This is a genomic window from Mesorhizobium sp. M8A.F.Ca.ET.181.01.1.1 (genome assembly GCF_004792025.1).
Classification (GTDB): domain Bacteria; phylum Pseudomonadota; class Alphaproteobacteria; order Rhizobiales; family Rhizobiaceae; genus Mesorhizobium.
In genome coordinates, this window is the sequence record NZ_SRTV01000001.1 from 1,052,946 (window position 1) to 1,078,664 (window position 25,719).

At 62.8% G+C, this 25,719-nt stretch carries 21 protein-coding genes; 17 read left to right on the forward strand and 4 right to left on the reverse strand.

The genetic code is table 11. The features are described 5' to 3' along the window. Positions 1-276: 276 nt before the first annotated feature. The 4 genes from EN824_RS05190 (at position 277) to EN824_RS05205 (ending at position 7,504) form a co-directional block, all read left to right on the forward strand. A complete protein-coding gene (locus tag EN824_RS05190) occupies positions 277-3,060 on the forward strand; it encodes a valine--tRNA ligase (RefSeq protein WP_127278527.1) in 2,784 nt (927 codons plus the stop codon). Between the two features lie 357 nt (positions 3,061-3,417). After that, positions 3,418-4,656, forward strand: a complete 1,239-nt coding sequence (locus tag EN824_RS05195) for an OmpP1/FadL family transporter (RefSeq protein WP_127278526.1) — start codon at positions 3,418-3,420, stop codon at positions 4,654-4,656. Between the two features lie 288 nt (positions 4,657-4,944). Next, positions 4,945-6,669, forward strand: a complete 1,725-nt coding sequence (ilvD, locus tag EN824_RS05200; RefSeq protein ID WP_135866824.1) for a dihydroxy-acid dehydratase — start codon at positions 4,945-4,947, stop codon at positions 6,667-6,669. Continuing rightward, complete coding sequence (locus tag EN824_RS05205; protein WP_127279924.1) at positions 6,656-7,504, forward strand: tetratricopeptide repeat protein; 849 nt, start codon at positions 6,656-6,658, stop codon at positions 7,502-7,504. The genes ilvD and EN824_RS05205 overlap by 14 nt, the downstream gene beginning before the upstream one ends. A 164-nt stretch (positions 7,505-7,668) precedes the next feature. On the opposite strand, the gene EN824_RS05210 is transcribed toward EN824_RS05205, so the two are convergent. The 4 genes from EN824_RS05210 to erpA all read right to left on the reverse strand — a co-directional run bounded on the left by EN824_RS05210 (position 7,669) and on the right by erpA (position 9,606). Beyond that, on the reverse strand, positions 7,669-7,968 hold the full coding sequence (locus tag EN824_RS05210; protein WP_127279923.1) for a hypothetical protein: 300 nt from the start codon (positions 7,966-7,968) through the stop codon (positions 7,669-7,671). Positions 7,969-8,056: 88 nt separating this feature from the next. After that, the gene (gene xth / locus EN824_RS05215; RefSeq protein ID WP_127872665.1) at positions 8,057-8,851 is read right to left on the reverse strand and encodes an exodeoxyribonuclease III; all 795 of its coding nucleotides are present in this window, start codon (positions 8,849-8,851) and stop codon (positions 8,057-8,059) included. Between the two features lie 7 nt (positions 8,852-8,858). Then, entirely contained in the window at positions 8,859-9,251 is a 393-nt protein-coding gene (locus EN824_RS05220; RefSeq protein WP_127872664.1) for a VOC family protein, read from the reverse strand. A 7-nt stretch (positions 9,252-9,258) separates the two neighbouring features. Then, the gene (gene erpA, locus EN824_RS05225; RefSeq protein ID WP_127279920.1) at positions 9,259-9,606 is read right to left on the reverse strand and encodes an iron-sulfur cluster insertion protein ErpA; all 348 of its coding nucleotides are present in this window, start codon (positions 9,604-9,606) and stop codon (positions 9,259-9,261) included. Positions 9,607-9,682: 76 nt separating this feature from the next. Between erpA and EN824_RS05230 the strand changes: the two genes are divergently transcribed. From EN824_RS05230 to EN824_RS05290, 13 genes are all read left to right on the forward strand, one after another. Further along, the gene (locus EN824_RS05230) at positions 9,683-10,897 is read left to right on the forward strand and encodes a deoxyguanosinetriphosphate triphosphohydrolase (protein ID WP_135866826.1); all 1,215 of its coding nucleotides are present in this window, start codon (positions 9,683-9,685) and stop codon (positions 10,895-10,897) included. A gap of 61 nt (positions 10,898-10,958) precedes the next feature. Beyond that, positions 10,959-12,716 carry an arginine--tRNA ligase gene (gene argS / locus EN824_RS05235; protein ID WP_135866828.1) on the forward strand — a complete coding sequence of 586 codons (1,758 nt, stop codon included), beginning with the start codon at positions 10,959-10,961 and terminating at the stop codon, positions 12,714-12,716. Between the two features lie 103 nt (positions 12,717-12,819). Continuing rightward, positions 12,820-16,275: an SPOR domain-containing protein gene (locus EN824_RS05240; protein WP_135866830.1), complete on the forward strand. Its 3,456-nt coding sequence runs from the start codon at positions 12,820-12,822 to the stop codon at positions 16,273-16,275. A gap of 163 nt (positions 16,276-16,438) precedes the next feature. Continuing rightward, positions 16,439-17,458 (forward strand): beta-N-acetylhexosaminidase, encoded by a 1,020-nt coding sequence (gene nagZ / locus EN824_RS05245; RefSeq protein ID WP_027146796.1) that lies wholly within the window; start codon positions 16,439-16,441, stop codon positions 17,456-17,458. 62 nt (positions 17,459-17,520) lie between these two features. After that, positions 17,521-18,324 (forward strand): ScpA family protein, encoded by an 804-nt coding sequence (locus tag EN824_RS05250; RefSeq protein WP_127280245.1) that lies wholly within the window; start codon positions 17,521-17,523, stop codon positions 18,322-18,324. Next, the gene (gene scpB, locus EN824_RS05255) at positions 18,321-19,088 is read left to right on the forward strand and encodes an SMC-Scp complex subunit ScpB (protein ID WP_127280243.1); all 768 of its coding nucleotides are present in this window, start codon (positions 18,321-18,323) and stop codon (positions 19,086-19,088) included. Before EN824_RS05250 ends, scpB begins: the two co-directional genes overlap by 4 nt. Before the next feature lie 179 nt (positions 19,089-19,267). Beyond that, positions 19,268-19,489, forward strand: a complete 222-nt coding sequence (locus EN824_RS05260) for a twin-arginine translocase TatA/TatE family subunit (RefSeq protein WP_015317533.1) — start codon at positions 19,268-19,270, stop codon at positions 19,487-19,489. Between the two features lie 30 nt (positions 19,490-19,519). Next, positions 19,520-20,236: a Sec-independent protein translocase protein TatB gene (tatB, locus tag EN824_RS05265; protein ID WP_135866833.1), complete on the forward strand. Its 717-nt coding sequence runs from the start codon at positions 19,520-19,522 to the stop codon at positions 20,234-20,236. Further along, on the forward strand, positions 20,233-21,108 hold the full coding sequence (gene tatC, locus EN824_RS05270) for a twin-arginine translocase subunit TatC (protein WP_127872658.1): 876 nt from the start codon (positions 20,233-20,235) through the stop codon (positions 21,106-21,108). The genes tatB and tatC overlap by 4 nt, the downstream gene beginning before the upstream one ends. Before the next feature lie 99 nt (positions 21,109-21,207). Beyond that, a complete protein-coding gene (gene serS, locus EN824_RS05275) occupies positions 21,208-22,512 on the forward strand; it encodes a serine--tRNA ligase (RefSeq protein WP_135866835.1) in 1,305 nt (434 codons plus the stop codon). Continuing rightward, the gene (gene surE, locus EN824_RS05280) at positions 22,512-23,270 is read left to right on the forward strand and encodes a 5'/3'-nucleotidase SurE (RefSeq protein WP_127281111.1); all 759 of its coding nucleotides are present in this window, start codon (positions 22,512-22,514) and stop codon (positions 23,268-23,270) included. The genes serS and surE overlap by 1 nt, the downstream gene beginning before the upstream one ends. Beyond that, positions 23,267-23,926 carry a protein-L-isoaspartate(D-aspartate) O-methyltransferase gene (locus EN824_RS05285; protein ID WP_127872656.1) on the forward strand — a complete coding sequence of 220 codons (660 nt, stop codon included), beginning with the start codon at positions 23,267-23,269 and terminating at the stop codon, positions 23,924-23,926. Before surE ends, EN824_RS05285 begins: the two co-directional genes overlap by 4 nt. Before the next feature lie 166 nt (positions 23,927-24,092). Further along, complete coding sequence (locus EN824_RS05290) at positions 24,093-25,640, forward strand: peptidoglycan DD-metalloendopeptidase family protein (protein WP_135931956.1); 1,548 nt, start codon at positions 24,093-24,095, stop codon at positions 25,638-25,640. Positions 25,641-25,719 lie beyond the last annotated feature (79 nt).

The following is a 25,719-nucleotide window of genomic DNA, read 5'->3' on the forward strand; positions in this document are numbered from 1 at the left end:
TTTTCGTTGTGAAGAGGTCGGCCGTTGGTTGCCGAACTGGCGAAGGCGATCAAACTGCCATCGGGGTCGCTGACAATGAAGGCGCGGGAGCCCCGGGCTCGTTCGCAGCGATGCCTCGCGGCGAAGATGCGATCGCCGCGCGGCCTTCTGTTGAAATGAATAGGTCCGCGCCTATCTGCTTGTGATGACCCCAGGCAGCCCTCGCGGTTGACTTGGCCAAGACCTTCCGATTTACACCGAACCAGCAAAATTCCCGACAGCGCGGACCGTTTTCCCATGCTTGAAAAGACCTACGACGCCAAGACCGTCGAGCCGAAGATCGCCAAGATGTGGGAGGAAGCCGACGCGTTTCGCGCCGGCGCCGGAGCGGAAGAGGGGGCCGAGGCCTTCACCATCGTCATTCCGCCGCCCAACGTCACCGGGTCGCTGCATATGGGCCATGCGCTCAACAACACGCTGCAGGACATTCTGGTTCGTTTCGAGCGCATGCGCGGCAAGAACGTCCTGTGGCAGCCCGGCATGGACCATGCCGGCATCGCCACGCAGATGGTGGTCGAGCGGCGGCTGATGGAAAAGCAGATCCATCGCCGCGATCTGACGCGCGAAGAATTCATCGAGAAAGTGTGGGAGTGGAAGGCCGAATCGGGTGGGTTGATCTTCAACCAGCTGAAACGTCTGGGCGCCTCCGCCGACTGGTCGCGCGAACGCTTCACCATGGACGAAGGCCTGTCCAAGGCGGTGCTCGAAGTCTTCGTCAGCCTCTACAAGGAAGGGCTGATCTACAAGGACAAGCGCCTTGTGAACTGGGACCCCAAGTTGTTGACTGCCATCTCCGACCTCGAGGTCGAGCAGCAGGAGGTCAACGGCAATCTCTGGCATTTCCGTTATCCGATCGAAGGCGCGACCTTCGATCCGGAAAACCCAAAGACCTTCATCACCGTGGCGACGACCCGCCCCGAGACCATGCTGGGCGACACGGCTGTCGCCGTGCATCCCGACGACGAGCGGTTCCAACATCTCATCGGCAAGAATGTCGTCCTGCCGATCGTTGGCCGCAAGATACCTGTGGTGGCGGACGAGTATTCCGATCCTGAAAAGGGGTCGGGCGCGGTCAAGATCACGCCGGCGCATGACTTCAACGACTTCGAGGTCGGCAAACGCCACCAATTGCCGGCGATCAACATCCTGACGGTCGAGGCGGCGGTCAAGTTGAAGGACAACGAGGACTTCCTGGCGGGCCTCGAGGCGACGCCAGAACGGCAAGCTGTCTGGGACGAGCTCGACGGTCTCGACCGTTTCGTCGCCCGCAAGAAGATCGTCGAACTGATGGAGGCCGGCGGCTTCCTCGACAAGGTCGAGCCGCATCGCCACGCCGTGCCGCATGGCGACCGCGGCGGTGTGCCGATCGAGCCGTACCTGACCGAGCAGTGGTACGCCAACGCGGCGGAACTGGCCAAGCCGGCGATCGCCTCGGTGCGCGAGGGGCGCACCAATTTCGTGCCTAAGAACTGGGAGAAGACCTATTTCGACTGGATGGAGAACATCCAGCCCTGGTGCATTTCGCGTCAGCTGTGGTGGGGGCATCAGATCCCGGCCTGGTACGGGCCGGATGGGCGCGTCTTTGTCGAGAAGTCCGAGGAAGAGGCGCTGGGCGCGGCGATCGAATATTATCTGGCGCTCGAAGGCCCCTGGAAGGCGTGGGTCGAAGACAAGCTCGAAAACTTCAAGCCGGGCGAGATCCTGACGCGCGACGAAGACGTGCTCGACACCTGGTTCTCGTCGGCGCTGTGGCCGTTCTCGACGCTCGGCTGGCCGGATGAAACCCCGGAGTTGAAGACCTATTACCAGACCGATGTGCTGGTGACCGGCTTCGACATCATCTTCTTCTGGGTCGCCCGCATGATGATGATGGGCCTGCACTTCATGGACGAGGAGCCGTTCCACACCGTTTATGTGCATGCGCTGGTGCGCGACAAGAACGGCGCCAAGATGTCGAAGTCGAAGGGCAACGTCATCGACCCGCTCGATCTGATCGACGAATATGGCGCCGACGCGCTGCGCTTCACCCTGACGGTGATGGCGGCGCAGGGACGCGACGTGAAACTCGACCCGGCGCGCATCGCCGGCTATCGCAATTTCGGCACCAAGCTGTGGAACGCGACGCGCTTTGCCGAGATGAACGAAGTCGCGCGCAATGACGATTTCTGGCTGAACGACGCTAAGCTGGCGGTCAACCGCTGGATCCTGACCGAGCTGACACGCGCCGCACGCGAGGTCACCGACGGCATCACCTCATACCGCTTCAACGAGGCGGCGGGAGCCGCGTACCGCTTCGTCTGGAACCTGTTCTGCGACTGGTATCTGGAACTGCTGAAGCCGGTATTCATGGGCACGGACGAGGCCGCCAAGGCCGAGAGCCGCGCCTGCGTCGCTTTCGTGCTCGACGAGATCTACAAGCTCCTGCATCCGATGATGCCGTTCATGACCGAAGAGCTGTGGGCGCAGACGGCGGGTGAGGGCAGGGAACGCGCCTCGCTGCTGTGCCATGCCGCATGGCCGTCGCCGGATTTCGAGGATGCTGAAGCGGCCGCCGACATCAACTGGCTGGTCGATCTCGTCTCCGGTATCCGCTCGGTGCGCTCGGAGATGAACGTGCCGCCAGCGGCAATAGCGCCGCTCGTGGTGGTCGGCGCCAACGACGTGACGCGCGAACGGCTGGTTCGCGAGGACTCAGCGATCAAGCGGCTGGCGCGTGTTGGTGACATCTCGCTCGCCGATGCGGCACCCAAGGGGTCGGCACAGATCGTGCTCAACGAGGCGACGATCTGCCTGCCGCTTGGCAGCCTGATCGACCTCACCGCGGAGGCCGCGCGGCTGCAGAAGGAACTGGTCAAGGTGACCGAGGAAATCGCGCGCCTGCACAAGAAGCTGTCGAATGAGAAATTCGTTGCCAGCGCGCCGGCCGAGATCGTGGAAGGCGAGCGGGAAAAGCTGGCCGAATATCGCGCCGCGCAGGACAAGCTTTCGGTAGCGCTGACCAGGGTTCGCGACGCCGGCTGAAGGGCAGATTCGTGCATGACCCCGGAGCGAATTCCATGCGTCACCGGCCTCAAAAATGGGCATTCCGTTGCGTAAATCTTGACGTAAACGGAAACTTTTAGCCCCATTGTTGCCATAATGTAACAATGGGGCCAGATCCCCTCAAAATTAGCTGTTTTCGAGCTTTTTGGGGCCATTTTCGTGCATCTTTTCGGCGTTTTGGATGTGCGCAGGGCCGTTTTTGGCCTTGTGACATTCCTTTGCATTTTGTCGAAAAAGCGTTTGGCGGACATGTACATGTACGCCCGGGAATTCGTTGTTGCGCCGTTAACTTGAATTGGTTCTAGCTTGATCCACTAGTTATTCGGGAGGACATCCATGAGCAATTTGCGTCTGAAAGCACTGCTGGGGGCAGGGTGCTTTTCGTTGGCCTTGATGGGCTCGCTTATCCACCCGGCGCATGCTGGCGGTCTGGAGCGCGGCGGCTACGATATCGACCTGCTGTTCGATCCGGCCCAGGTCGCGACGGAGGCCGAAGCAACCTATGTGATGCCGGATCGCAAATACGAGAATGCCAAGGGGCCGGGCGGATTCAATCTCGGCTTGGGCACCTCGGCTGATGGAGCGGAGGGCTATTGGGTGCCGCGCATCGGTGTTAAGGCGCAGGTCGTTCCGGGCGTCGATTGCATGGTCGACTATTCCCAACCTTGGGGAGCACATTCCGCGCCAGGCATGTGGAACGGCGCAGTTTCAAACATAGAGACCGACATCAAGAGCGATAACTACGCGGGCACCTGCTCATACAAGATGGATGCGGGCAAAGGTCAGCTTCGCTTTATCGGCGGTGTGTTCTATCAAAAGGTCTACGGCTTTAAGGAAAGTCTTGTGGCTTTCAACCCATTTGGGCCGTCACCGACGGGCCGTGTCGATCTGTCGACCACTGGCTGGGGCTGGCGCGCTGGCCTCGCTTATGAAATCCCAGACATCGCACTGCGCGCGAGCCTCGTCTATAACTCGAAGGTTAAGCTCGATAACATCGAGGGTACGCTCGATTTGACCAGTGTTGGCCAGGGCATAATTCCGATCTACGGCTCCACGCAATATATGCCGGATGTTGTTGAATTCAAATTGCAATCTGGCATCGCTCCTGGGTGGTTGGCTTTTGGCTCCGTCAAGTGGGTCAATTGGAGTGTCCTGCAGAGCGTTCCAATTTGTGCGGTGGGTACTCCCGACGCGCTCTGTGTCACGGGCGACAAACTGCACTCTGCACAGTTAACCTCACTCGATCTGATGTATCGTGATGGCTGGACGATCTCAGGCGGCGTTGGCCACAAGTTTAACGATCAGTGGAGCGCTGCTGGTCAGCTTTCATGGGATCGTGGCACTTCGCACGGCTATGGAGCGCAGACCGATACGTGGACACTTGGCGGCGGTGTTGCCTACACGCCTAAGCCCAACATTGAATTTCGCGTAGCTGGCGCAATAGGCGTCTTGACCAGCGGTCACTCAGGTATAGTGGCCGGGGACAATGGCTATGTTGCAGGTGACGACGCGAGTTACGACTTCGGCAATGATCTGGTCACGGCAATATCCGGCGGCGTCAAGATCAAGTTCTAAGCGTTTGAAAGTTTTAGTGAAAGGCCGGGCATTGCCCGGCCTTTTCGTTTGTGCGGCGTCGTCGCTGGCCCCATCATACAAGCTGCGTTGCATATAAGCCGCACTTGGGCCGCCTCGTGCGATTGTGACGTTTTGGCAACACTTTCTGAACAACCCCTGCGCTAAAGGTCAGGCCGAGGAAATTGCCCATTTCCCGCCATAAACCCGGCGCACCTCGAACTCGTCTCGGGACACGTGCCAAAAGGCTCGGCGATGGGGCAGGCCGCACCGCCCGCGGCAAGGAAGAGAATGGACGCCAAGGTCATTTCAAAGGCTAAGCTCCCTAGCCGCCATGTGACTGTCGGTCCGGCGCGTGCGCCGCACCGGTCCTATCTTTATGCCATGGGCCTGTCGGCGGCCGAAATCGCGCAGCCGCTGGTCGGCGTCGCCTCCTGCTGGAACGAGGCAGCACCCTGTAACATCTCGCTGATGCGCCAGGCGCAAGTGGTCAAGAAGGGCGTGGCAGCCGCCAACGGCACGCCCCGCGAATTCTGCACCATCACCGTCACCGACGGCATCGCCATGGGCCACCAGGGCATGAAGTCGTCGCTGGTGTCGCGCGAAGTCATCGCTGATTCGGTTGAACTCACCATGCGCGGCCATTGCTACGATGCGCTGGTCGGCCTGGCCGGCTGCGACAAGTCGCTGCCCGGCATGATGATGGCCATGGTGCGGCTCAACGTGCCGTCGATCTTCATTTATGGCGGCTCGATCCTGCCCGGCAGCTATCGCGGCCGCCAGATCACCGTGCAGGATGTGTTCGAGGCGGTCGGCCAGCACTCGGTCGGCACGATCGATGATGCCGAGCTGCTCGAAATCGAGCAGGCCGCCTGTCCTTCAGCCGGTTCCTGCGGCGCCCAGTTCACCGCCAACACCATGGCCACCGTCGCCGAGGCAATCGGTCTTGCGCTGCCCTATTCCTGCGGCGCGCCGGCGCCCTACGAAATGCGCGACCGCTTCAATTTCGCCTCGGGCGAAAAGGTCATGGAACTGATTGCCAAAAACATCCGCCCGCGCGACATCGTCACCCTTAAGGCACTGGAAAACGCGGCGACCGTTGTTTCGGCCACCGGCGGCTCGACCAATGCCGCGCTGCATCTGCCGGCGATCGCGCATGAGGCGGGGATCAAGTTCGACCTGTTCGACGTGGCGAAAATCTTCGAGAAGACGCCTTACATCGCCGATCTCAAGCCGGGCGGCAAATATGTCGCCAAGGACATGTTCGAGGCCGGCGGCATTCCGCTGCTGATGAAGACGCTGCTCGACCACGGCTATCTGCATGGCGATTGCCTGACGGTCACTGGCCGTACTTTGGCCGAAAATATGGAGCACGTTGCCTGGAATGAACATCAGGATGTGGTCCGCCCGGCCAACAGACCAATTACCCAAACCGGCGGTGTCGTGGGCTTGAAGGGAAATCTTGCCCCTGAAGGCGCGATCGTGAAGGTCGCGGGCATGGCGGAGTTGAAATTCTCCGGCCCGGCGCGCTGTTTCGATTCGGAAGAGGAATGTTTTGAGGCGGTGACGAACCGCGCCTACCGCGAAGGCGAGGTTCTGGTCATCCGCTATGAAGGACCGCGCGGCGGTCCTGGCATGCGCGAGATGCTGTCGACGACGGCGGCACTCTACGGCCAGGGCATGGGCGGCAAGGTGGCGCTGATCACCGACGGCCGTTTCTCGGGCGCGACGCGCGGTTTCTGCATCGGCCATGTCGGCCCGGAAGCGGCGGTTGGCGGCCCGATCGGCCTCGTCAGGGATGGCGACGTGATCTCGATCGACGCGGTGAACGGAACGATCGACGTAGCGCTGTCCGAGGCCGAACTGGCGGCACGAGCGAAGACATGGAAGGCGCGCACGACCGACTATCAGTCGGGCGCGATATGGAAATACGCACAGACGGTAGGGTCCGCCAGGGATGGCGCGGTCACCCATCCGGGCGGTGCGAAAGAAACACACTGCTATGCGGATATCTGAGTTGTTGAAGTCAACACCAGAGTTGTTGAGGTCATCTGTCCTTCCGGCACTGGTCGCGGTTGCGATCTTTGGCGCCGTGGGCCAGGCCATGGCCTTCGACGACAAGGTGTTCGACGACAAGACCGGCGTGAAGCCGCAGTCGAGCCCCTGGGCAGTGTTTCAGTTCGGGTTCTCCGCCTACAAGAGCGGCCACAAGGAGCAGGCCGCCGAGGCCTACAAATATGCCGCCGAAAACGGCCAGATCGGCGCCACCTGGAAGCTTGCCCGCATGTATGCCGAGGGCGACGGCGTGGCCCGCGACGACTATGAGGCTTTCAAGTTCTTCTCGGAGATCGTCGACCAGGACGTCGAGCCCGGCTCGCCGGAAGAAAGCTATGTCTCCGACGCGCTGGTGGCGCTCGGCGACTATCTGCGCACTGGCATTCCCGGCAGCCCGGTCACCGAGAACGAGGTGGCGGCGCAGGAATATTACATGCGCGCCGCCGCCAACTACCGCAATCCGAACGCTCAGTTCGAGATGGGCCAGATGTTCCTGAAGGGCGAGGGCGGTGTGAAGGCCAGCGTCAAGCAGGCCGGGCGCTGGTTCCAGCTCGCCGCCGAGAAGGGCCATGCCGGTGCGCAAGCGACGCTTGGCCACCTGTTGTTCCAGAGCGGCAAGATCGTGCGCGGCCTGGCGATGATGACCGCGGCCCTGGAGCGTGCGTCGCCGACCGATCAGCCCTGGATCCGCGGCATGCAGGAAGAGGCGTTCGCCGCGGCCGGCGAAGCCGACCGCCGCACCGCGATCTCGCTGGCGGACGACATCCTGACCAAGGGCAGCAACGCCGATCAGTAGGCTCTTTCCCCGTCACCATGCGGCGAGCCGAGGAGCGATCCGTGTAGCGGACGAAAAGCCAACTGCTTGGCTTCTCTAGCGAAGAACGTCGGCATGGTAATGACGGACAACGCCGGCCTATCGAGGCTCGTCTCGATCCGAGGACGAGGCAATCCAGGAGAAAATTAGTTTTCGGTTGGCTCCGTCGGGACCATGCTTGGCGCGGGTGTCGAGATCGGTGTGACGTGCAGGTGCGGCGCCATGGTGTTTGCCGGGCAGCCATCGCCAACCTTGGTCCACGATGTGTTGTTGAGCACCATGTCGCAGCGAGCCAAATGACTCTGGTCGGCAACCGTCAGGCAGGCGACCTGTCCGACCGGATAGGATTTTCCATTGGCGAGACATTCCGGGGCGGCGAAGGCCGGCACGATCGCGGTCATGGCGAATGCCAAGCCGATCGGATAATGAGCAAATCGAACGGTCATGGAAACCCGGCCACCATGATGATTTCCCATCATGCGCGCGATTGTGGCGACACGAGGTCCGGACTACTCGGCGGCAGAAGGGTCTGCGTCAGGCCGGCTGCAGCGCGAGGTCGATCGCCACCGGGACGTGATCGGATGGTTTTTCCCAGGCGCGCACATGTTTTTCGATCGACGCCGATGAGAACCGGTTCGCGGCTTCAGGCGACAGCAGCAGATGGTCGATGCGGATGCCATTGTTCTTCTGCCAGGCGCCGGCCTGATAGTCCCAGAAGGTGTAGGTGTCCGGGGCATCGGTGACCGCGCGCACCGCTTCGGTGAAACCGAGGTTGAGCAGCCGGCGGAAGGCCTGCCTTGTCTGTGGCTGGAACAGCGCGTCGCCCAGCCAGTTCTCCGGGAACCGCGCGTCGATCGGCTCGGGAATGACGTTGTAGTCGCCGGCCAGCACCAGCGCCTCTTCCAGCCTCAGGCGCTCCTGCGCCCAGCGCTCCAGCCGCGCCATCCAGGAGAGCTTATAGGGAAACTTCTTCTCGTCATCGATCGGGTTGCCGTTCGGCAGATAGAGCGAGGCGACGCGAAGCGCGCCCTTGTCGGTCGAGAACACGCCTTCGATGAAACGTGCCTGTTCGTCGGCATCGTCACCCGGCAGGCCTCTGGTGACTTCATCGAAGCGCAACTTCGACAACAGCGCGACACCGTTGAAGCCCTTCTGGCCATGGGTTTCGACATTGTAGCCAAGCGCCTCGATTTCGGCGCGCGGGAACTGCTCGTCGACCGTCTTGATCTCCTGCAGGCAGACGATGTCGGGCGCGCTCTCGGTCAGCCAATGGGTCAGGTTGCCGATGCGGGCGCGCACGCCGTTGATGTTCCAGGTGACGATTTTCATGACGGTCTCATTGTTCCTGCGGCGGAAGGCGTTCGACTAAACCGATCGTATTGCCTGCCGGATCCTTTAGAAAGGCCATCCATTCGCTTTCCCCCGCCGGACCAAACTGCCCTTCGGTGTCGCGATGGACCAGTGTCGGCGGCGCGGTGAAGGGGATGCCGGCTGCCTTTGCCTCGGCGTGGAAGGCTTCGAGGCCTGATATGTCGAGATAGATGGTGCCGGCCGGGATGCCGTCGGTGAACAACAGCCTGACATCGCCGGCCATGATGAAGGCAATGCCGGGCGGATCGAACCGCGCATGCACCCTCATGCCGAGGACATCGCGCCAAAAGGCCAATGTCGCGTCGAGGTCGCGACCGGCGGAGAGCGCAACCTGACGAACCGCGCCGGTTGCGGGCATCTCGGTCCTAGATGGAGAAGCTGGTGCCGCAGCCGCAGGAGGCGACCGCATTCGGGTTGCGGATCTGGAACGACTGCCCCATCAAATCGTCGACGAAGTCGATCACCGAGCCACCCATATAGACCAGGGACAGATCATCGATCAGCACCGTGGCGCCGTCCTTCTCGATGGCAACGTCGTCGTCATTGCGCGCACCGACCAGATCGAACTTGTAGGAAAAGCCGGAGCAGCCGCCGCCCTCGACGGAAACGCGCAGCGCCGTCTTGCCGGCCTCGCCAGAGACAATTTTGGCGATCCGCTTGGCGGCGGCCTCGGTCATCTCGACTTTCATGGCGGTCTTGGCATCCGCGCCCATAGGCGTCACCTTGCTTTCGGTTTCACATGATAGGTATGAAGCGCGACGGGGCAAGTCAACTGCGGCAGCATCAGCCATGACAAATGAGCTTGGCGACATCGGATTCGGCTATCGGCCGCGCGCGGCCTATGCCACGGATCCGGCGAGCTCGCGCGGCCGGCTGTTCGACGAGGTGGAAAGTCCGACCCGCACGCCTTTCCAGCGTGACCGCGACCGGATCATCCATTCGACGGCGTTTCGGCGGCTGAAGCACAAGACGCAGGTCTTCATCGCCCATGAAGGCGATCACTACCGCACAAGGCTCACCCATTCGATCGAAGTGGCACAGATCGCGCGTGCGCTGGCGCGGGCGTTGCGCGGCGACGAGGATCTCGCCGAAGCGGTGGCACTGGTGCATGATTTCGGCCACACGCCCTTTGGCCACACAGGTGAGGACGCGCTGAACGAGAAGATGGCGGCGTGGGGCGGCTTCGACCACAACGCACAATCCCTGCGCATCGTGACGAGGCTGGAGGCGCGCTACGCCGAGTTCGACGGGCTCAATCTGAGTTGGGAGACGCTTGAAGGCCTGGTCAAGCACAATGGTCCGCTCACCGACGGCAGCGGCAAGGGCCTGAAAGGGCCGGTCCCGCAGGCGATCCGCGACTACTCGCAATTGCAGGATCTCGAACTCGACCGGTTCGCCGGCATCGAAGCGCAGTGCGCGGCGATTGCCGACGATATCGCCTACAACACGCATGATATCGACGATGGGCTGCGGTCAGGGCTGCTGACGCTGGACATGCTGAAGGCCGTTTCGCTGCCTGGAACGATCCTGAAGAGCGTGCGCGAGCGCTATCCCAGGCTCGACGACGTGCGCACCGGCCACGAATTGATGCGGCGGCAGATCACGGCCATGGTCGAGGATGTGATCAAGTCAACGACCGCCAATCTGGAGCGGATCAGGCCGCTGAGCGTCGAGGCGGTGAGGGCGGCGGGCGAGACGATGGTGACATTTTCGGCCGAAATGGCGGAAGCCGAGAAGGAACTGAAGGCCTTCCTCTACAAGCACCTCTATCGGCACGAAGAGGTCATGCGGGTGCGTGCGGACGCCGAGCAGATCGTCAGGGACCTGTTCGACGTCTATTTCGCCGACCCGCGCGCCATGCCCGATGGCTGGCGCGAAGGGCTGGACCGCGCCGAGGATCGCATCAAGGCACGCAGCGTCGCCGATTTCCTGGCCGGCATGACCGACACCTACGCGCTCAAGGAACACAGGCGTTTGTTTGACCGCACCCCGGATTTGAGCTAGGGCGGGCTCGATTTGCCGGCCAAAGGGCCGGATTCGTCGTAAAGCCGCCAGAGCATACACCATGAACATCTTCGCCGATTTCACCGCGCGAGTCGTAAAGGCTGTCGAAGCGCTTGACCTGAAAGACAGCAATGGCGTTTCGCCTGATCTGTCGCGCATCGCCGTCGAGCCGCCCCGCGACGCCAGCCATGGCGATCTCGCGACCAATGCGGCAATGGTGCTGGCCAAGCCCACCGGCCAGAACCCGCGCGCACTGGCCGAGAAACTGGCGGAAGCGCTGCGGGCGGACAATGACGTCGCCGCTGCCGAGGTCGCCGGTCCAGGCTTCGTCAATCTGCGGCTCAAGGACGGTTTCTGGCAGGCGCATCTGTCGGCGCTTCTAGGCGAGGGGCGCAACTATGGCCGCTCGACGATCGGCGCCGGACGCAAAACCAACGTCGAATATGTCTCGGCCAACCCGACCGGGCCGATGCATGTCGGCCATTGCCGGGGTGCCGTCGTCGGTGACGCACTCGCCAATCTGATGGCGTTCGCCGGTTACGACGTGACCAAGGAATATGTCATCAACGACGCCGGCTCCCAGATCGACGTGCTTGGGCGCTCGGCGATGCTGCGCTACCGCGAGGCGCTTGGAGAAGATATCGGCGAGATTCCGCCGGGGCTTTATCCCGGTGACTATCTTGTCTCCGTCGGCGAGGCCCTGGTCAGGGAGTTCGGCCGTTCCTTGCTGCAGATGCCGGACGACGAGGCGCTGGCCATCGTCAAGGACCGGACCATCGATGCGATGATGGCGATGATCCGCGAGGACCTTGCGCTGCTCAACGTGCACCACGACGTGTTCTTCTCCGAACGCACGCTGCATGCCGACAATGCCAGGAAGATCCGCTCGGCGATCAACGACCTGACGCTGAAGGGCCATATCTACAAGGGCAAGCTGCCGCCGCCCAAGGGCGAGAAGCCGGACGACTGGGAAGACCGCGAACAGACGCTGTTCCGCTCGACCGCCGTCGGCGACGACATGGACCGGGCGCTGGTCAAGTCCGACGGCTCGTTCACCTATTTCGCCGCCGATGTGGCGTATCTGAAGGACAAGGTCGATCGCGGCTTCGTCGACCTGATCTATGTTCTCGGCGCCGACCATGGCGGCTACGTCAAGCGCCTGGAAGCCTTGGCGCGGGCGATTGCCGGCGACGACGTCAAGCTCACCGTCCTCTTGTGCAATCTGGTCAAGCTGTTTCGCGATGGCGAGCCGGTGCGCATGTCCAAGCGGTCCGGCGATTTCGTGACGTTGCGCGAGGTGGTGGAAGAAGTCGGACGCGATCCGATCCGCTTCATGATGCTCTATCGCAAGAACGATGCGCCGCTCGATTTCGACTTCGCCAAGGTCACCGAGCAGTCGAAGGACAATCCGGTGTTCTACGTGCAGTACGCCTCGGCGCGCTGCCATTCGGTGTTCCGGCAGGCGAGCGAACAGTTGGGGGAGGCGAATTTCGATCGCAACAACCTGGCGGCCGCGGCAACGTCGCTGGCCGACGAAGGTGAAATCGGGCTGATCCGGAAGCTTGCCGAATATCCACGCCTGATCGAGTCCGCCGCTCTTGCGCTCGAGCCGCATCGGCTGGCATTTTATCTCTATGATCTGGCTTCCAGCTTCCACGGACACTGGAACCGGGGCACGGATAATCCGGACTTACGTTTTGTTAAGGTTAACGACCGACAATTGACGCATGCCAGACTAGGGCTGGTGCAGGCTGTTTCGGATGTTCTGACGTCCGGCCTGACGTTGATCGGAGCGGCTGCGCCCACCGAAATGCGTTAGGTTTGACTAAAAAACCTGTCACCTTTTGCCCACATTGCGCTGGTAAGGGCCAACCCTGCGCGACGTCCAAGGCGTCCGAATGAGTGCGAGTTCGGGAACGATAATGGCAGACAGAACCCAACTGAGAGCAGCCGACAACAACGACATCGCCGACGATGATCCGTTCGCGGAACTGACCAGGATCATGGGATTCGACCCGCGCCAGCCGGTCAAGCCGCAGGCGCCGGCCGAGCCGAAAGCCGCTGTGGCCGATCCGTCCGCGGGAGAGGGCGATTTCGACATCGACCTCGAAAAGGAGCTGATGGGCGAGTTCGACGCTGCCGACAGCGTTGCCGCTCCAGTTGTCGCAGCTCATGAGCCGGCAGTCGAGCCGGTGGCCGTCGATGTTGCGGACGACGATCTCGCATTGTCACTCGACGACGATTTCCACCTGGACATGTCGGATGCCGATGACCAGGCGGTCGCCGCCAGCCATGCGACCGCTGGCGCCGCGCAAGCCGTGCCGTCCGTTGAACCTGCCTTCGACGCCGATTTCGACAATGCCGTCGCCAGTTCGCTCGAAGACATCTCGCCCTTCGACGATGATCTGCCGATGGAGGATGAGCTTGCCGCCTCCCTCGACCAGGATTTCCATATCGAGGACGAGGCTGCCGAGGCCCGGCATGCCGTTGAATCGCCGGTGGCCGAAGTGCCGGTGGCCGTCGAGCCGGCCTCCAATCATGAATTCGACGATGCGGTCGCGATCTCGCTCGAAGACGAGCTGATGCTCGACGACCATCCGGCGGATCAGCGCCAAGCGGCTGCTGTCGACTATCCAGAACCTGTACTAGCCGCCGCGGATGAAACCCAGGTGATCTCCGACGAGGATTTCGCGGGTCACTTCGACGATGCCATGCCCGATGTCGATGTGGATTTTGACGTTCAGGCGGACGAGCCGGAGGCTTTTGATGACGAGCCGGCGCACGAACTGCGCGCCGATGCCGTCGAGACGCAGGATGAAATTCCAGGCGCTGAAGCTGTTTCGGATGACGCCTTCGACCTGAATCTGGACGAGGCGTTTGCCGAGCCTGCCGAAGAGCCCGTCGCCGAAATCGCCGCGGCTTCCCCGCAATCGGCAGCTCCCGCGGCAGCCATTGTGCCGCCGGTGCAAGCGCCCATCGCGGACGAACGAAGCCTCGAAGACGAGCTGAACGCGCTTCTCGGTGCCATGACCGCGCGCACGCTGCCGTCGGCCAAGGAACCGGCCATGGTTCAGCCCGCCGTGACCCAGCCAGCCGCGACCCAGCCAACCGCAGCGCCCGTTCAGCCGCCTCTCGCCGCGACTACAAAGATCGCGGAGCAACCCGTCGATCTTGTTGGTGACCTCGACTGGGATCTCGATGAAACAGCGTCCGAGGATGCGCATCAATCCGGCTCCGCCCAGGCCGCCGACGCCAACCTCGACGACCTGTTGCTCGATGAACTTCAGGACCAGGATTTCGGCCCGGATGCCGCTGAACAGGGTGATGTCGATCTCGACAATGATGCCTTCGACGCCGCCCTGGCCAAAAGCATCGGTTCGCGTGACGAAACGGCGTCCCGGCCGGATCAGGCCGATTCGCTCGATTGGCTGGCGGAACGTTCCGGAGCGTCGGAGTCGGCCCGTTCCTGGAGCCGCGTGACACCAGTTCCCCAACAGCCGGCGTTTGCCGCGCAGCCTGCTCCCTCCATGGCGGCCAGGATGGCGGCCCCGGAAGTGGCCACCGTGCCGTCCTACCGTTCGGCCGAGCCGGTTGCGGCTGCTCCCTATATGGCTCCGGTATCGGCGCCGCAGGCCGGGCAGTCCTCGCACTATGAAGAGATGCCCGATGTCGAGACGGTCGATGTGCCGGAGCGCGTCGTCGCGCTGGCTGACGATCTCGACATTCCGGAGTTGCATTTCGAGGAAGATGAGCCGGCAGCGGCCGTTTATGATGATCTCGACGCCGAATTCGCCAGCCTTCTGACCGAGATGAATTCGGTCGAGGTCGCGCCTGCTACTGCCGGCAACGCCGCCTATGCCGACGAATCCTACAATACCGGGTTCAATAAAGGATATGGCGCGGCCAATCCGGGATATGGCGCTGCCAATCCGGGATATGGCGAGGTCAATCCGGGATATGACGGGGTCAATCCGGGATATGAAGAGCCGAGGCAAGCCTATCAGCCGGAAGCGCGGACCTATGCGGCACGGCCGGCGGAAATGCCCGCCCGCGCGTCGGCCTCGGGCTATGCCGATGCTGCCGAAGGCTTCGATCTCGACAATCTGCCCGGCAGCCAGCCGGTCTCTCAGGCGGACGATTTTGCCGTCGATGAACTCGACTACGATCCCGAGCTGGACGAAGCGATGTCGGTTCCGGGCCTCGGCGAGCGGGAAGCCGCCAGGCCGTCGGGCCGGCGCGGCCTGTTCATTGCCGCGATTGTCGGTGCCGTTGCGGTCGCGGGCGGCCTTGGCGCCTTTGCGCTGTCTTTGGGCGGCAAGGGCGGCAGCGAAGCTCCGGTGATCGTCAAGGCGGACAATTCGCCGATCAAGGTCAAGCCGGAAAATCCGGGCGGCACGGTGGTGCCGAACCAGGACAACAAGGTCTATGACGCGGTGGTCAAGGGCGCGAAGCCCGCCGAGCCGGTCCAGCAGAAGCTTGTCACCAACACTGAGGAACCAGTGGACGTGCAGGCGAAAGACCCGGCCCGCGCCGTCAATCTTTCTCCCGATCAGAACGCCGCCGCCGGCACGGATGGCGGTGGCGAGGTTTCGACCGCTGGCGCGGCCCCGGCCGACAATGCGGCGCCCGCGCCGAAGTCGGAGGATCGCATCGCGCAGGTCCTGCAGGACGCCGACAAGGGCACCAACAACGACGTCGTTGCCGTTGCGCCGCGCAAGGTCAGGACCATGGTGGTCAAGTCCGACGGCTCACTGGTGGCGCGCGAGGATCCGGCACCGGCGGCACCGCAGGTGGCCGCGGCCGAGCCGACGGATCCGGCGCCACAGCATGTGGCGCCTGCCGGAGCCGACCAGACTGGCGCCGACCAGACTGGCGCCGACCAGACTGGCGCCAACGAGACTGGCACCGACCAGACTGGCACCGTGGCGCCCGCCGCCGCGCAGGCTGACGATGAGCCGGCTCTGAAGCCTGCCGCCAAGCCTGCCAAGGCTGAAGCCAAGGCGCAGTCGGCCAACACGCCAGCCAAGGTTGCGATCGCGCCGCAACGTCCGTCCGACCAGCCGGTCGACGTGGTCGGCGAGGTCAAGCCCGATCAGGTCGCTTCCATCGATCCGGCCTCGACCGCGACTGGCAGCGGTGCGTGGTCGATACAAATCGCTTCGCAGCCGACGGTGGACAGCGCCCAGTCGACCTACCAGGATCTGCAGCGCCGTTATGGCAGCGTGCTTTCCGGCCGCACGGCCAACATCGTCAAGGCCGAGATTGCCGGCAAGGGAACGTTTTACCGCGTCCGCGTTCCGGCTCAGTCGCGCAACGATGCCATCAATCTGTGCACCAGCTACAAGGCCGCGGGCGGCAACTGCTTCGTATCGCGCTAGACGTCGATCCAATCCTTCAAAGCCGGCGCGGCCCTGGGCCGCGCCGGCTTTTTATATGGCGATATCCATATGCCTGACTTTTTCATGTGGAACATGTCCTGCAGCCCGCCGCATGCGGTCAGGGATGATTCCCTTTGACAGCGCGAAGCCCTAGACTCCTGAAATGACCGAATCAAAATCCATGATCCTCGGCTGTGCCGGGAAATCGCTCACCCGCGAAGAAATCAATTTCTATCGCAATGAATGCCCGTGGGCCTTCATCCTGTTTGCCCGCAACATTGGCGAGGCCGAGCAGATCCGCGACCTGGTCGCCGAAATGCGTGACTGTATCGGGCGCCCGGACGCGCTGGTGTTCATCGACCAGGAAGGTGGCAGGGTACAGCGCCTGCGGCCGCCACTGGCGCCGAATTATCCGGCCGGCGGCGCGCTTGGGGCGCTGTGGCGCGACGATCACGACGCCGGCGCACGCGCCGCCTGGCTGATGGCGCGGCTGCATGCCTTCGACCTGCTGCGCTACGGCATATCAGCGGATTGCCTGCCGGTGCTCGACGTGCCGATCGAAGGGGCCAGCGATGTCATCGGCGCGCGCGCCTATGGCAAGGATCCGCGTCCGGTCATCGAACTTGGCCGCGCCGCGGCCGAGGGCCTGATGTCGGGCGGTGTGCTGCCCGTGATGAAGCATATTCCGGGGCACGGCCGGGCCTTTGCCGATACGCATTTCGAACTGCCTGTCGTCGACGCCTCGCTCAGCGATCTGCAGCGGCACGATTTTGCTCCGTTCCGTGAGCTCAACCATCTGCCGATGGCGATGACCGCGCATGTCGTCTACAGCGCGATCGATCCCAAGAACCCGGCGACGACTTCCGGCAAGGTCATCGACGAGATCATTCGACGCGAGATCGGCTTCGATGGACTGCTGATGAGCGACGACACCTCGATGAAGGCACTTTCTGGGGATTTCCCGACAAAGGCGGCCTCGATCCTTGCGGCGGGCTGCGATCTGGTCCTTCACTGCAACGGTGTTTTTGAGGAGATGGCGGGTATCGCATCGCGCACCACGGGGCTTGAAGGCAAGTCGCTGGAGCGTGCCAAGCGGGCGATGACCTATATAAGCAAACGCGACGCGGCCGAAGAAACCGAAATCCGTGCCGAATTCGCCACCTATTTCGACGCGGTGGCCTAGCAAAGAGGAAGTGACAGGCAGTGGCGGAAGCATTGGAAAGCAAGGCCGCGAAGGCTGCACCGATGGACCGCCTGTGGGCCGAGAACGATGAGTCACGGCTGACGGGCGACCCGTCGCTGGTCGTCGACGTGGCCGGCTTCGAAGGCCCACTCGATCTTCTCTTGCACCTTGCCCGCACCCAGAAGGTCGATCTGGCGCGCATTTCCATCCTGGCGCTGGTCGAGCAATATTTGACCTTTGTCGAGACGGCGCGGGCGCTGCGGCTCGAACTTGCCGCCGACTATCTGGTGATGGCGGCGTGGCTGGCCTTCCTCAAATCGAAGCTCCTGATCCCCAAGCAGCCGGGCGAAGAGGGCGAAAGCGGCGAGGAACTCGCAGCGGTGCTGCAATTCCGGCTGAAGCGGCTCGAAGCCATGCGCGATGCGTCGGCGCGTCTGGTCAACCGCAACCGGCTCGGCCGCGACGTGTTCGCACGCGGCATGCCGGAAATGGTCATCATCGAGAAGCGCAACACCTATTCGGCGTCGCTTTACGATCTCCTGACCGCGTATGCGCAGCAGCGGCAGAAGCAGGCGATCACCAACGTGACGATCGCCAGGCGCGGCGTCTGGTCACTCAAGGACGCTCGCGACATCCTGACCCGGCTGATCGGCTCGCTGCGCGACTGGACGACGCTCGACAGCTTCCTCATCCGATATCTGACCAGCCCGCAAGAGCGGCGCACCGCGATCGCCAGTTCGTTCGCGGCCACACTGGAACTGGTGCGCGAGCGCAAGATGGATATGCGGCAGGACGAGGTGTTCGCACCGATCTATCTGCGCGACCACCGCGCACAGACAATCAAGGCAGTCGAGGTGGCATCATGAGCGAACGCGCCAACGCTTCGGTTATCCCATTCAAGATGGATGATGAGTCGGAAGACGGCGAGATCGACCAGGCCTCGGCCGGGAATCCGGTACAGAACCCGGCCGAGCGGCTGTATCTGGCGGAAGCCGTGCGCATGGCCGAGGCGATCGTGTTCGCCAGCGCCGAACCCGTCAGCGAAAAGCAGCTTGCCGCACGCCTTCCCGATGGCATCAATCTTACCCTCGCCATGACAGAGCTGCAGCAGATCTACGCCCGGCGCGGCGTCAATCTGGTCCGGGTCGGCGACGCCTGGGCGTTCCGCACCGCTGGCGACCTCGCCTTTCTGATGAGCCGCGATACGGTGCAGCAGCGCAAGCTGTCGCGGGCGGCGCTCGAGGTGCTGGCGATCATTGCCTATCATCAGCCGGTGACGCGCGCCGAGATCGAGGACATCAGAGGCGTCGAGACCTCGAAGGGGACGCTGGATACGCTGCTCGAGACGGAATGGGTGCGCATGCGCGGCCGGCGCAAAACGCCCGGCCGTCCCGTCACCTATGGCACCACCGAAACCTTCCTCGATCATTTCGCGCTCGAAGAGATCCGCGATCTTCCGGGTATGGAGGAACTGAAGGGCGCCGGCCTGCTGTCAGGCCGCATGCCGTCGAACTTCTCCATCCCGCAGCCGCCGGCCGATCCCGACGCGCTGACCGAGGACGAGGATCCGCTGACCGACATCGATCTCGAGGAGCTCGGTCTGCTGACGCCGCGCGTCACGGAAGATTGACCACGAGCGCCTATCAAAAGCCGTCTTGCACCTTTAGATGTGCCGTTTGGTAGCGGGCCGCATCGCTGAAAATGCGTGACATCCGACACCCTTTCATAAACTCTGTCGCGGTTGTGTTTGAATCCCAACGCGAAAACGCATAGATCATCGCCAGGGAAAACATTCGAGAGAGATTTGCTATGGGTTCATTTTCGATTTGGCACTGGATGATCGTGTTGGTCATCGTGCTTCTGGTGTTCGGTCGCGGCAAGATTCCCGAGCTGATGGGCGACATGGCCAAGGGCATCAAGAGCTTCAAGAAGGGCATGGCCGACGACGACGTTGCCGACGACAAGCGCACCGTCGAACACCGTGCCGATGAGACCGTTTCGGCCGCGAAGGAAAAGGCCAGCAAGAGCTGAGCCAAGAAGTTCTAGTCGGAACGGATTGCCATGTTTGAAGTCGGCTGGACCGAAATGCTGGTGATCGCGATCGTCATGATCGTGGTCGTCGGGCCGAAGGATTTGCCCAACATGCTGCGCACCTTCGGCCGCACGACGGCGAAGCTGCGCGCCATGGCCGCCGACTTCCAGAAACAGTTCAACGAGGCATTGAAGGAAGCCGAGCTCGACGACGTGAAGAAGTCGGTCGACGAGCTCAGGGGCCTGAGCCCGGTTGCCGAAATCCGAAAGCAGCTCAATCCGTTCGAGCAGGCGGCGGCCGATGTGCGCGCCGGTGTCGATGCCGCGATGAAGCCGAAGCCGGCCGCCGATCCGTCGGCCCCTGCCGCTTCGACGCCACAGGCGGCCGAGCCGTTGAAGAACGGCGCGACTGAAATGCCTGGCGTCAACGGGCCTGAAGCCACGACACCAGCCCCGATTTTCCCGGCAATGACCGATGAATCGGTTGTGGCGGCATCCACGGATCCTGCCGTTGCGCCGAAGGCAGCTGCGGCCAAGAAAACCGCCAAGGCGGCCCCGGCCGCGAAGGCGCCGTCCATGGCCTCGACATCTGCGAAGGCGGTGACGGCAAAAGCCGCACCCGCGGTGAAGGCGAAAGCGACACCTGCACCCAAGGCGACTGCTGCCAAAGCGTCAGCAAAAGCCGAACCGAAGCCTGCTCCGGCGAAGAAGCCGGGAGCCAAAAAGACGGCTGGAGCCGCCAAGTGAGCGTTTCGGACAAGGAAAAGGACGAGATCGAGAAATCGTCCGCGCCGCTGATCGAGCATCTCATCGAGTTACGCCGACGGCTGATCTGGTCGCTCGGCGGCTTCTTCGTCGCTTTCCTGGTCTGTTTCTTCTTCGCCAAGCGGCTGTTCAACCTTCTGGTCGTCCCGTTCAAATGGGCGACGAAATGGGCGGGGCTCGACCCGCACAAGGTCGAGCTGATCTACACCGCGCCGCAGGAATTCTTCTTCACGCAGGTCAAGCTCGCCATGTTCGGCGGCATGGTCATTGCCTTTCCGCTGATCGCCACGCAGATCTACAAATTCATCGCGCCTGGCCTCTACAAGAACGAGCGCAATGCCTTCCTGCCGTTCCTGATCGCATCGCCCATCCTGTTCCTGATGGGCGCCTCGCTGGTCTATTTCTTCTTCACGCCGATGGTGATGTGGTTCTTCCTCGCCATGCAGCAGGTAGGCACGGACGACCAGGTACAGATTTCCCTGCTGCCGAAAGTGTCGGAATATCTCAGCCTGATCATGACGCTGATCTTCTCCTTCGGCCTGGTGTTCCAGTTGCCGGTGGTGACCAGCCTGATGACGCGTGTCGGCATGCTGTCGTCCAAGGCGCTGGCGGAAAAACGCAAATGGGCGATCGTCATCGCCTTCATCGTGGCCGCGGTGCTGACACCTCCGGATCCGATGAGCCAGATCGGCCTGGCCATTCCGACCATCGTTCTCTACGAGGTCTCCATCTGGGCCGCGCGATGGATCGAGCGGGATCAGGAAAAACAGCGGCTGGCGCGCGAGAAGCAGGAAGCCGGCGAGACCGTGGCGGACAAGGCGCCGGACGAGCCTCCGGCGCCGGCTGCCTCGTAAGACGCCAGCGGCGGAAAACGACAACCGCCGCCCCGCCTCATCTTGCATCGATCGAGGATGCGGTTTACGCCCTCCTGCCTAGTTTGAGGACGGATAACCATGCTTGACATCAAATGGATTCGCGACAACCCGAAGGCTCTCGTCGAGGCGCTCACCAAGCGCTCGTGGCCGTCGGCTGAGGCGCAATCCACGGTCGACGGGCTGATCGCCAAGGACGAGGCGCGGCGCGAGCACGTCACCGAACTGCAGACCAAGCAGGAGCGCCGCAACGCCGCCTCGAAGGAGATCGGCAATGCCATGCGTTCGGGCGATGCTGCCCTTGCCGAAAAGCTCAAGGCCGAAGTCGGCGAGATCAAGACCTTTATCCAGAATGGCGAGGCGCGCGAGCGAGAGCTCGACAAGGCGCTGAACGACGCGCTGGCGGTGCTGCCCAATGTGCCGCTCGACGACGTTCCGGTCGGCAAGGACGAGCACGACAATGTCGTCAGGCATATCGTCGGCAAGGTGCCGACGCGGCCGAACTGGGTGAAGGAGCATTTCGAGATCGGCGAAGCGCTCGGCATGATGGATTTCGAGCGCGCGGCAAAGCTGTCTGGCTCGCGTTTCACCGTGCTGAAGGGCGGCCTGGCGCGGATGGAGCGCGCGATAGGCCAGTTCATGCTCGACCTGCACACGACCGAACACGGCTATGAGGAGATCATCCCGCCGTTGATGGTGAAGGACGACGTTCTGTTCGGCACCAACCAGTTGCCGAAGTTCGAGGAGGATCTGTTCTTCACGCCACACGGGGAGGGCAGGCTTGGCCTGATCCCAACCGCCGAAGTGCCACTCACCAACCTCGTGCGTGAGGAAATCACGGCGCACGAAAAGCTGCCGCTGCGCTACACCGCGCTGACGCCCTGCTTCCGTTCGGAGGCAGGCTCGGCGGGACGCGATACGCGCGGCATGCTTCGTCAGCATCAGTTCTATAAGGTCGAGCTGGTGTCGATCACCGACCAGGACTCCTCGCTCGCCGAGCACGAGCGGATGACGCAATGCGCCGAGGAGGTCCTGAAGCGGCTCGAGCTGCCGTTCCGTACCATGGTGCTGTGCACTGGCGACATGGGTTTTGGCGCCCGCAAGACCTATGACATCGAGGTCTGGCTGCCCGGCCAGAACGCCTATCGCGAAATCTCGTCCTGCTCGGTCTGCGGCGATTTCCAGGCGCGCCGCATGGACGCCCGCTACAAGGACAAGGATGGCAAGGGCAACCGTTTCGTCCATACGCTCAACGGTTCGGGCACCGCTGTCGGCCGCGCGCTTATTGCTGTCATCGAAAACTACCAGAATGAGGATGGCAGCGTAACCATTCCTGAAGTGCTGCGGCCTTACATGGGCGGTCTGGAAAAGATCGAATCGAAATAATGCGCATTCTTCTGACCAATGACGACGGCATTCATGCCGAGGGCCTGGCGTCGCTCGAGCGCGTCGCCCGCACACTGTCCGACGATGTCTGGGTGGTGGCGCCCGAACAGGACCAATCGGGCTACGCGCATTCGCTGTCGATTTCGGAGCCGCTGCGGTTGCGAAAAATCGGCGAGAAGCATTTTGCCGTGCGCGGCACCCCGACCGATTGCGTCATCATGGGCGTCAAGAAGATCCTGCCCGGTGCACCCGACCTGATCCTGTCCGGCATCAATTCGGGCGCCAACATCGCCGACGACGTGACCTATTCCGGCACCGTCGCCGGCGCCATGGAGGGCGCGCTGCTCGGCATCAGGTCGATCGCGCTCAGCCAGGGCTACAGCTATGTCGGCGAGGACCGGGTCGTCCCTTACGAGACCACCGAGGCGCTGGCGCCGGCGCTGCTGAAGAAGCTCGTCGCGACGCCATTGCCCGACGGCGTCCTGCTCAACGTCAATTTCCCCAACTGCCTTCCCGAGGAGGTGGCCGGCACAGTGGTCACCACGCAGGGCAAGCTGGTGCACAGCCTGTGGGTCGACGAGCGCCGAGACGGGCGCGGCCTGCCTTACTATTGGCTTCGCTTCGGCCGCGAGCCGGTCGAAGGCAAGCAAGGCACCGACCTCTTTGCCTTGCGCAACCGGCTGGTGTCGGTAACGCCGTTGCAGCTTGACCTTACCGCGCATGAGATCCGTGACCAGCTGAGCAAGGCGCTTGCATGAACCAAGGCTTTCCAATCGATGATCGCGAAGGATTTGCCGCTTTCCTGCTGCGCCTGCGCGGCAGGGGAACGGTGCCGAAGGCACTGATCGCGGCTTTCGAAGCGACACCGCGGCGCGGTTTCCTGGCGGCGCAGTTCCACCAGATCGCCTGGTCGGATCGCATGCTGCCGATCGAATGCGGCGAAGCGATCGAAGGCGCCGACATGCAGGCGGCGGTGATCGCCGCACTCGCCATCGAAACGGGAAACCGTGTGCTCGAGATCGGCACCGGTTCCGGCTACACATCGGCTGTCATGTCGCGGCTGGCGGCGCGCATTGTGACCGTCGATCGCTACAAGACGCTGGTCGAGCAAGCCCGGCAGCGTTTCGAGGCGCTCGGCATCGGCAATGCCATCGTGCGCCAGGCCGATGGCTCCAACGGATTGCCCAATGAAGGGCCGTTCGACCGCATCGTGGCCTGGGCGGCATTCGACAGCCTGCCGCGCTTCCTGCTCGACCAGTTGTCGAGCGGCGGCATCGTCATCGCGCCGATTGGGCCGGAAGAGGGCGAGCAGGTGCTGGCCAAGCTCACCAAGGTCGGCAGCCGTTTCGAACGCGAGGATATCGGCATGGTGCGGCTGCAACCAATCCTGCGCAGCATGGCAGCGGTTATCTAGTTTCGGACAGGCTGCGGATCTCATTTCGGCCCAGCTATCCGTATCGCTGACCATCCTCAAATGTTTTAAGAAAATTTTCGTCGGATTCTAATGGGTTAACCGCCCAGTAACATTAACGCGCTTTAATCCTGTCCAGTTGGTGCAGCGTTTTGTGCGGGTTAGTGCGATGCAACTCAGTCTTTTGAAGGCAAATAGTCGCAATCTGGCGCGGGGCTGCGCTGTTCTGATGATTGCGGGCGCGGCGGCCGGATGCAGTTCCCAGGCTTCGCGGTTCAACAGTGTCGATGACGTCTTTACCTCCTCGACGAACAACCAGCGCGCCATCATCAACAAACAGGATGCGGCGCAGCCCTATCCGGGCGATGTCTCGGCTGCTCCGCTCGACGGCACCCACACGCAGTCGGTGAGCCGCTCCAGTCTCGAACCGGTTTCGAGCCGGCCATTGCCGCCGCCGGCTTCCGCGCAGGCGCAGCCGGCTCCAGCGCTCGCGCCTGCCGCCAATCCGGTGCGTGTCGCATCGGCGCCGGCCCTGGTTCGGCCCGCTCCTCACGTCGACAGGACGACGACCGGCACCGTCGCGCCGGCCGCGAAGCCTTTCAAGAATGCCCAGCCCGACGAGCCGAAGATGGCCCAGGCAGGCACGCCGCACGCCACCGAAATCGTCGTCAGGGACGGCGAGACCATTTCCGGCCTGGCGACGCATTACAAGGTGCCGGCCGATGTCATCATGAAGGTGAATGGCCTGAGCCCGACCAAGGGGCTGAAGTCCGGTCAGAAGATCGTCATCCCGGCCTATGCCTATTCAAGCAAAAGCGAGCCGAAGGTTGCCGACGCAAAGCAGTTGAAGGATGGGCCGGCGAAGGACGGCAAGCACGATCTCCCGGCTTCCGCGCCGGACAAGGTGGCCGTGCTGCCGCAGCAACCGAAGCTGAAGGAAGGCAAGTCCGCCGCTCAGGTCGATGCGTCGGCCGCCGCGAGCCTGCCCAAGGAGCCCAAGCCGGCGCAGGCGGCCAAGGCAACCGGCGCCGCCGGTACCTACACGGTTCAGTCGGGCGACACGATGTCCTCGATCGCCAGGAAGACCGGTGTCGGCGTCGTCGCGCTGAAGCAGGCCAATGGCATGAAGGATGGCTTGTTGAAGATTGGCCAGACGCTGAAGGTGCCGGCCGGCGGAACGGCGACAGTCGCCAGCGCCAAGCCGGCCAAGATCGATCCGGTGACCACGGCCACCACGCAGCCCGCGGCAAAGGCCACGCCGTCGGAAACGCTGGCTTCCTACACGCCGCCGAAGAAGGACGCGAAGGTCATCCAGCAGGCTGAGGACGACGACGCGGTGGCGCCGGGTGCCACGGGGATCGGCAAGATGCGCTGGCCGGTTCGCGGCCGGGTGATTTCCGGTTTCGGATCCGGCAAGGACGGCGTCGACATCGCCGTGCCGTCAGGCACGCCGGTCAAGGCGGCCGAGAACGGCGTCGTCATCTATGCCGGCGATGGGCTCAAGGAATTCGGCAACACGGTGCTGGTGCGCCACGAGAATGGTCTGGTCACCGTCTATGGCCACGCCAGCTCGATCGAGGTGCAGCGCGGCCAGAAGGTCAAGCGCGGCCAGGAAATTGCCCTGTCCGGCATGAGCGGCACGACGGACTCGCCGAAGCTGCACTTCGAAGTGCGCAAGAACTCGGCTCCGGTCGACCCGTCAGGTTATCTCGAATAGAATAAAAAAAGCGATTTGCGGGCCGCCTGACCTCCAGTCCAGCCCGCCGGCTCAGGCCCGCCCCGAAAGGAGCGGGCTT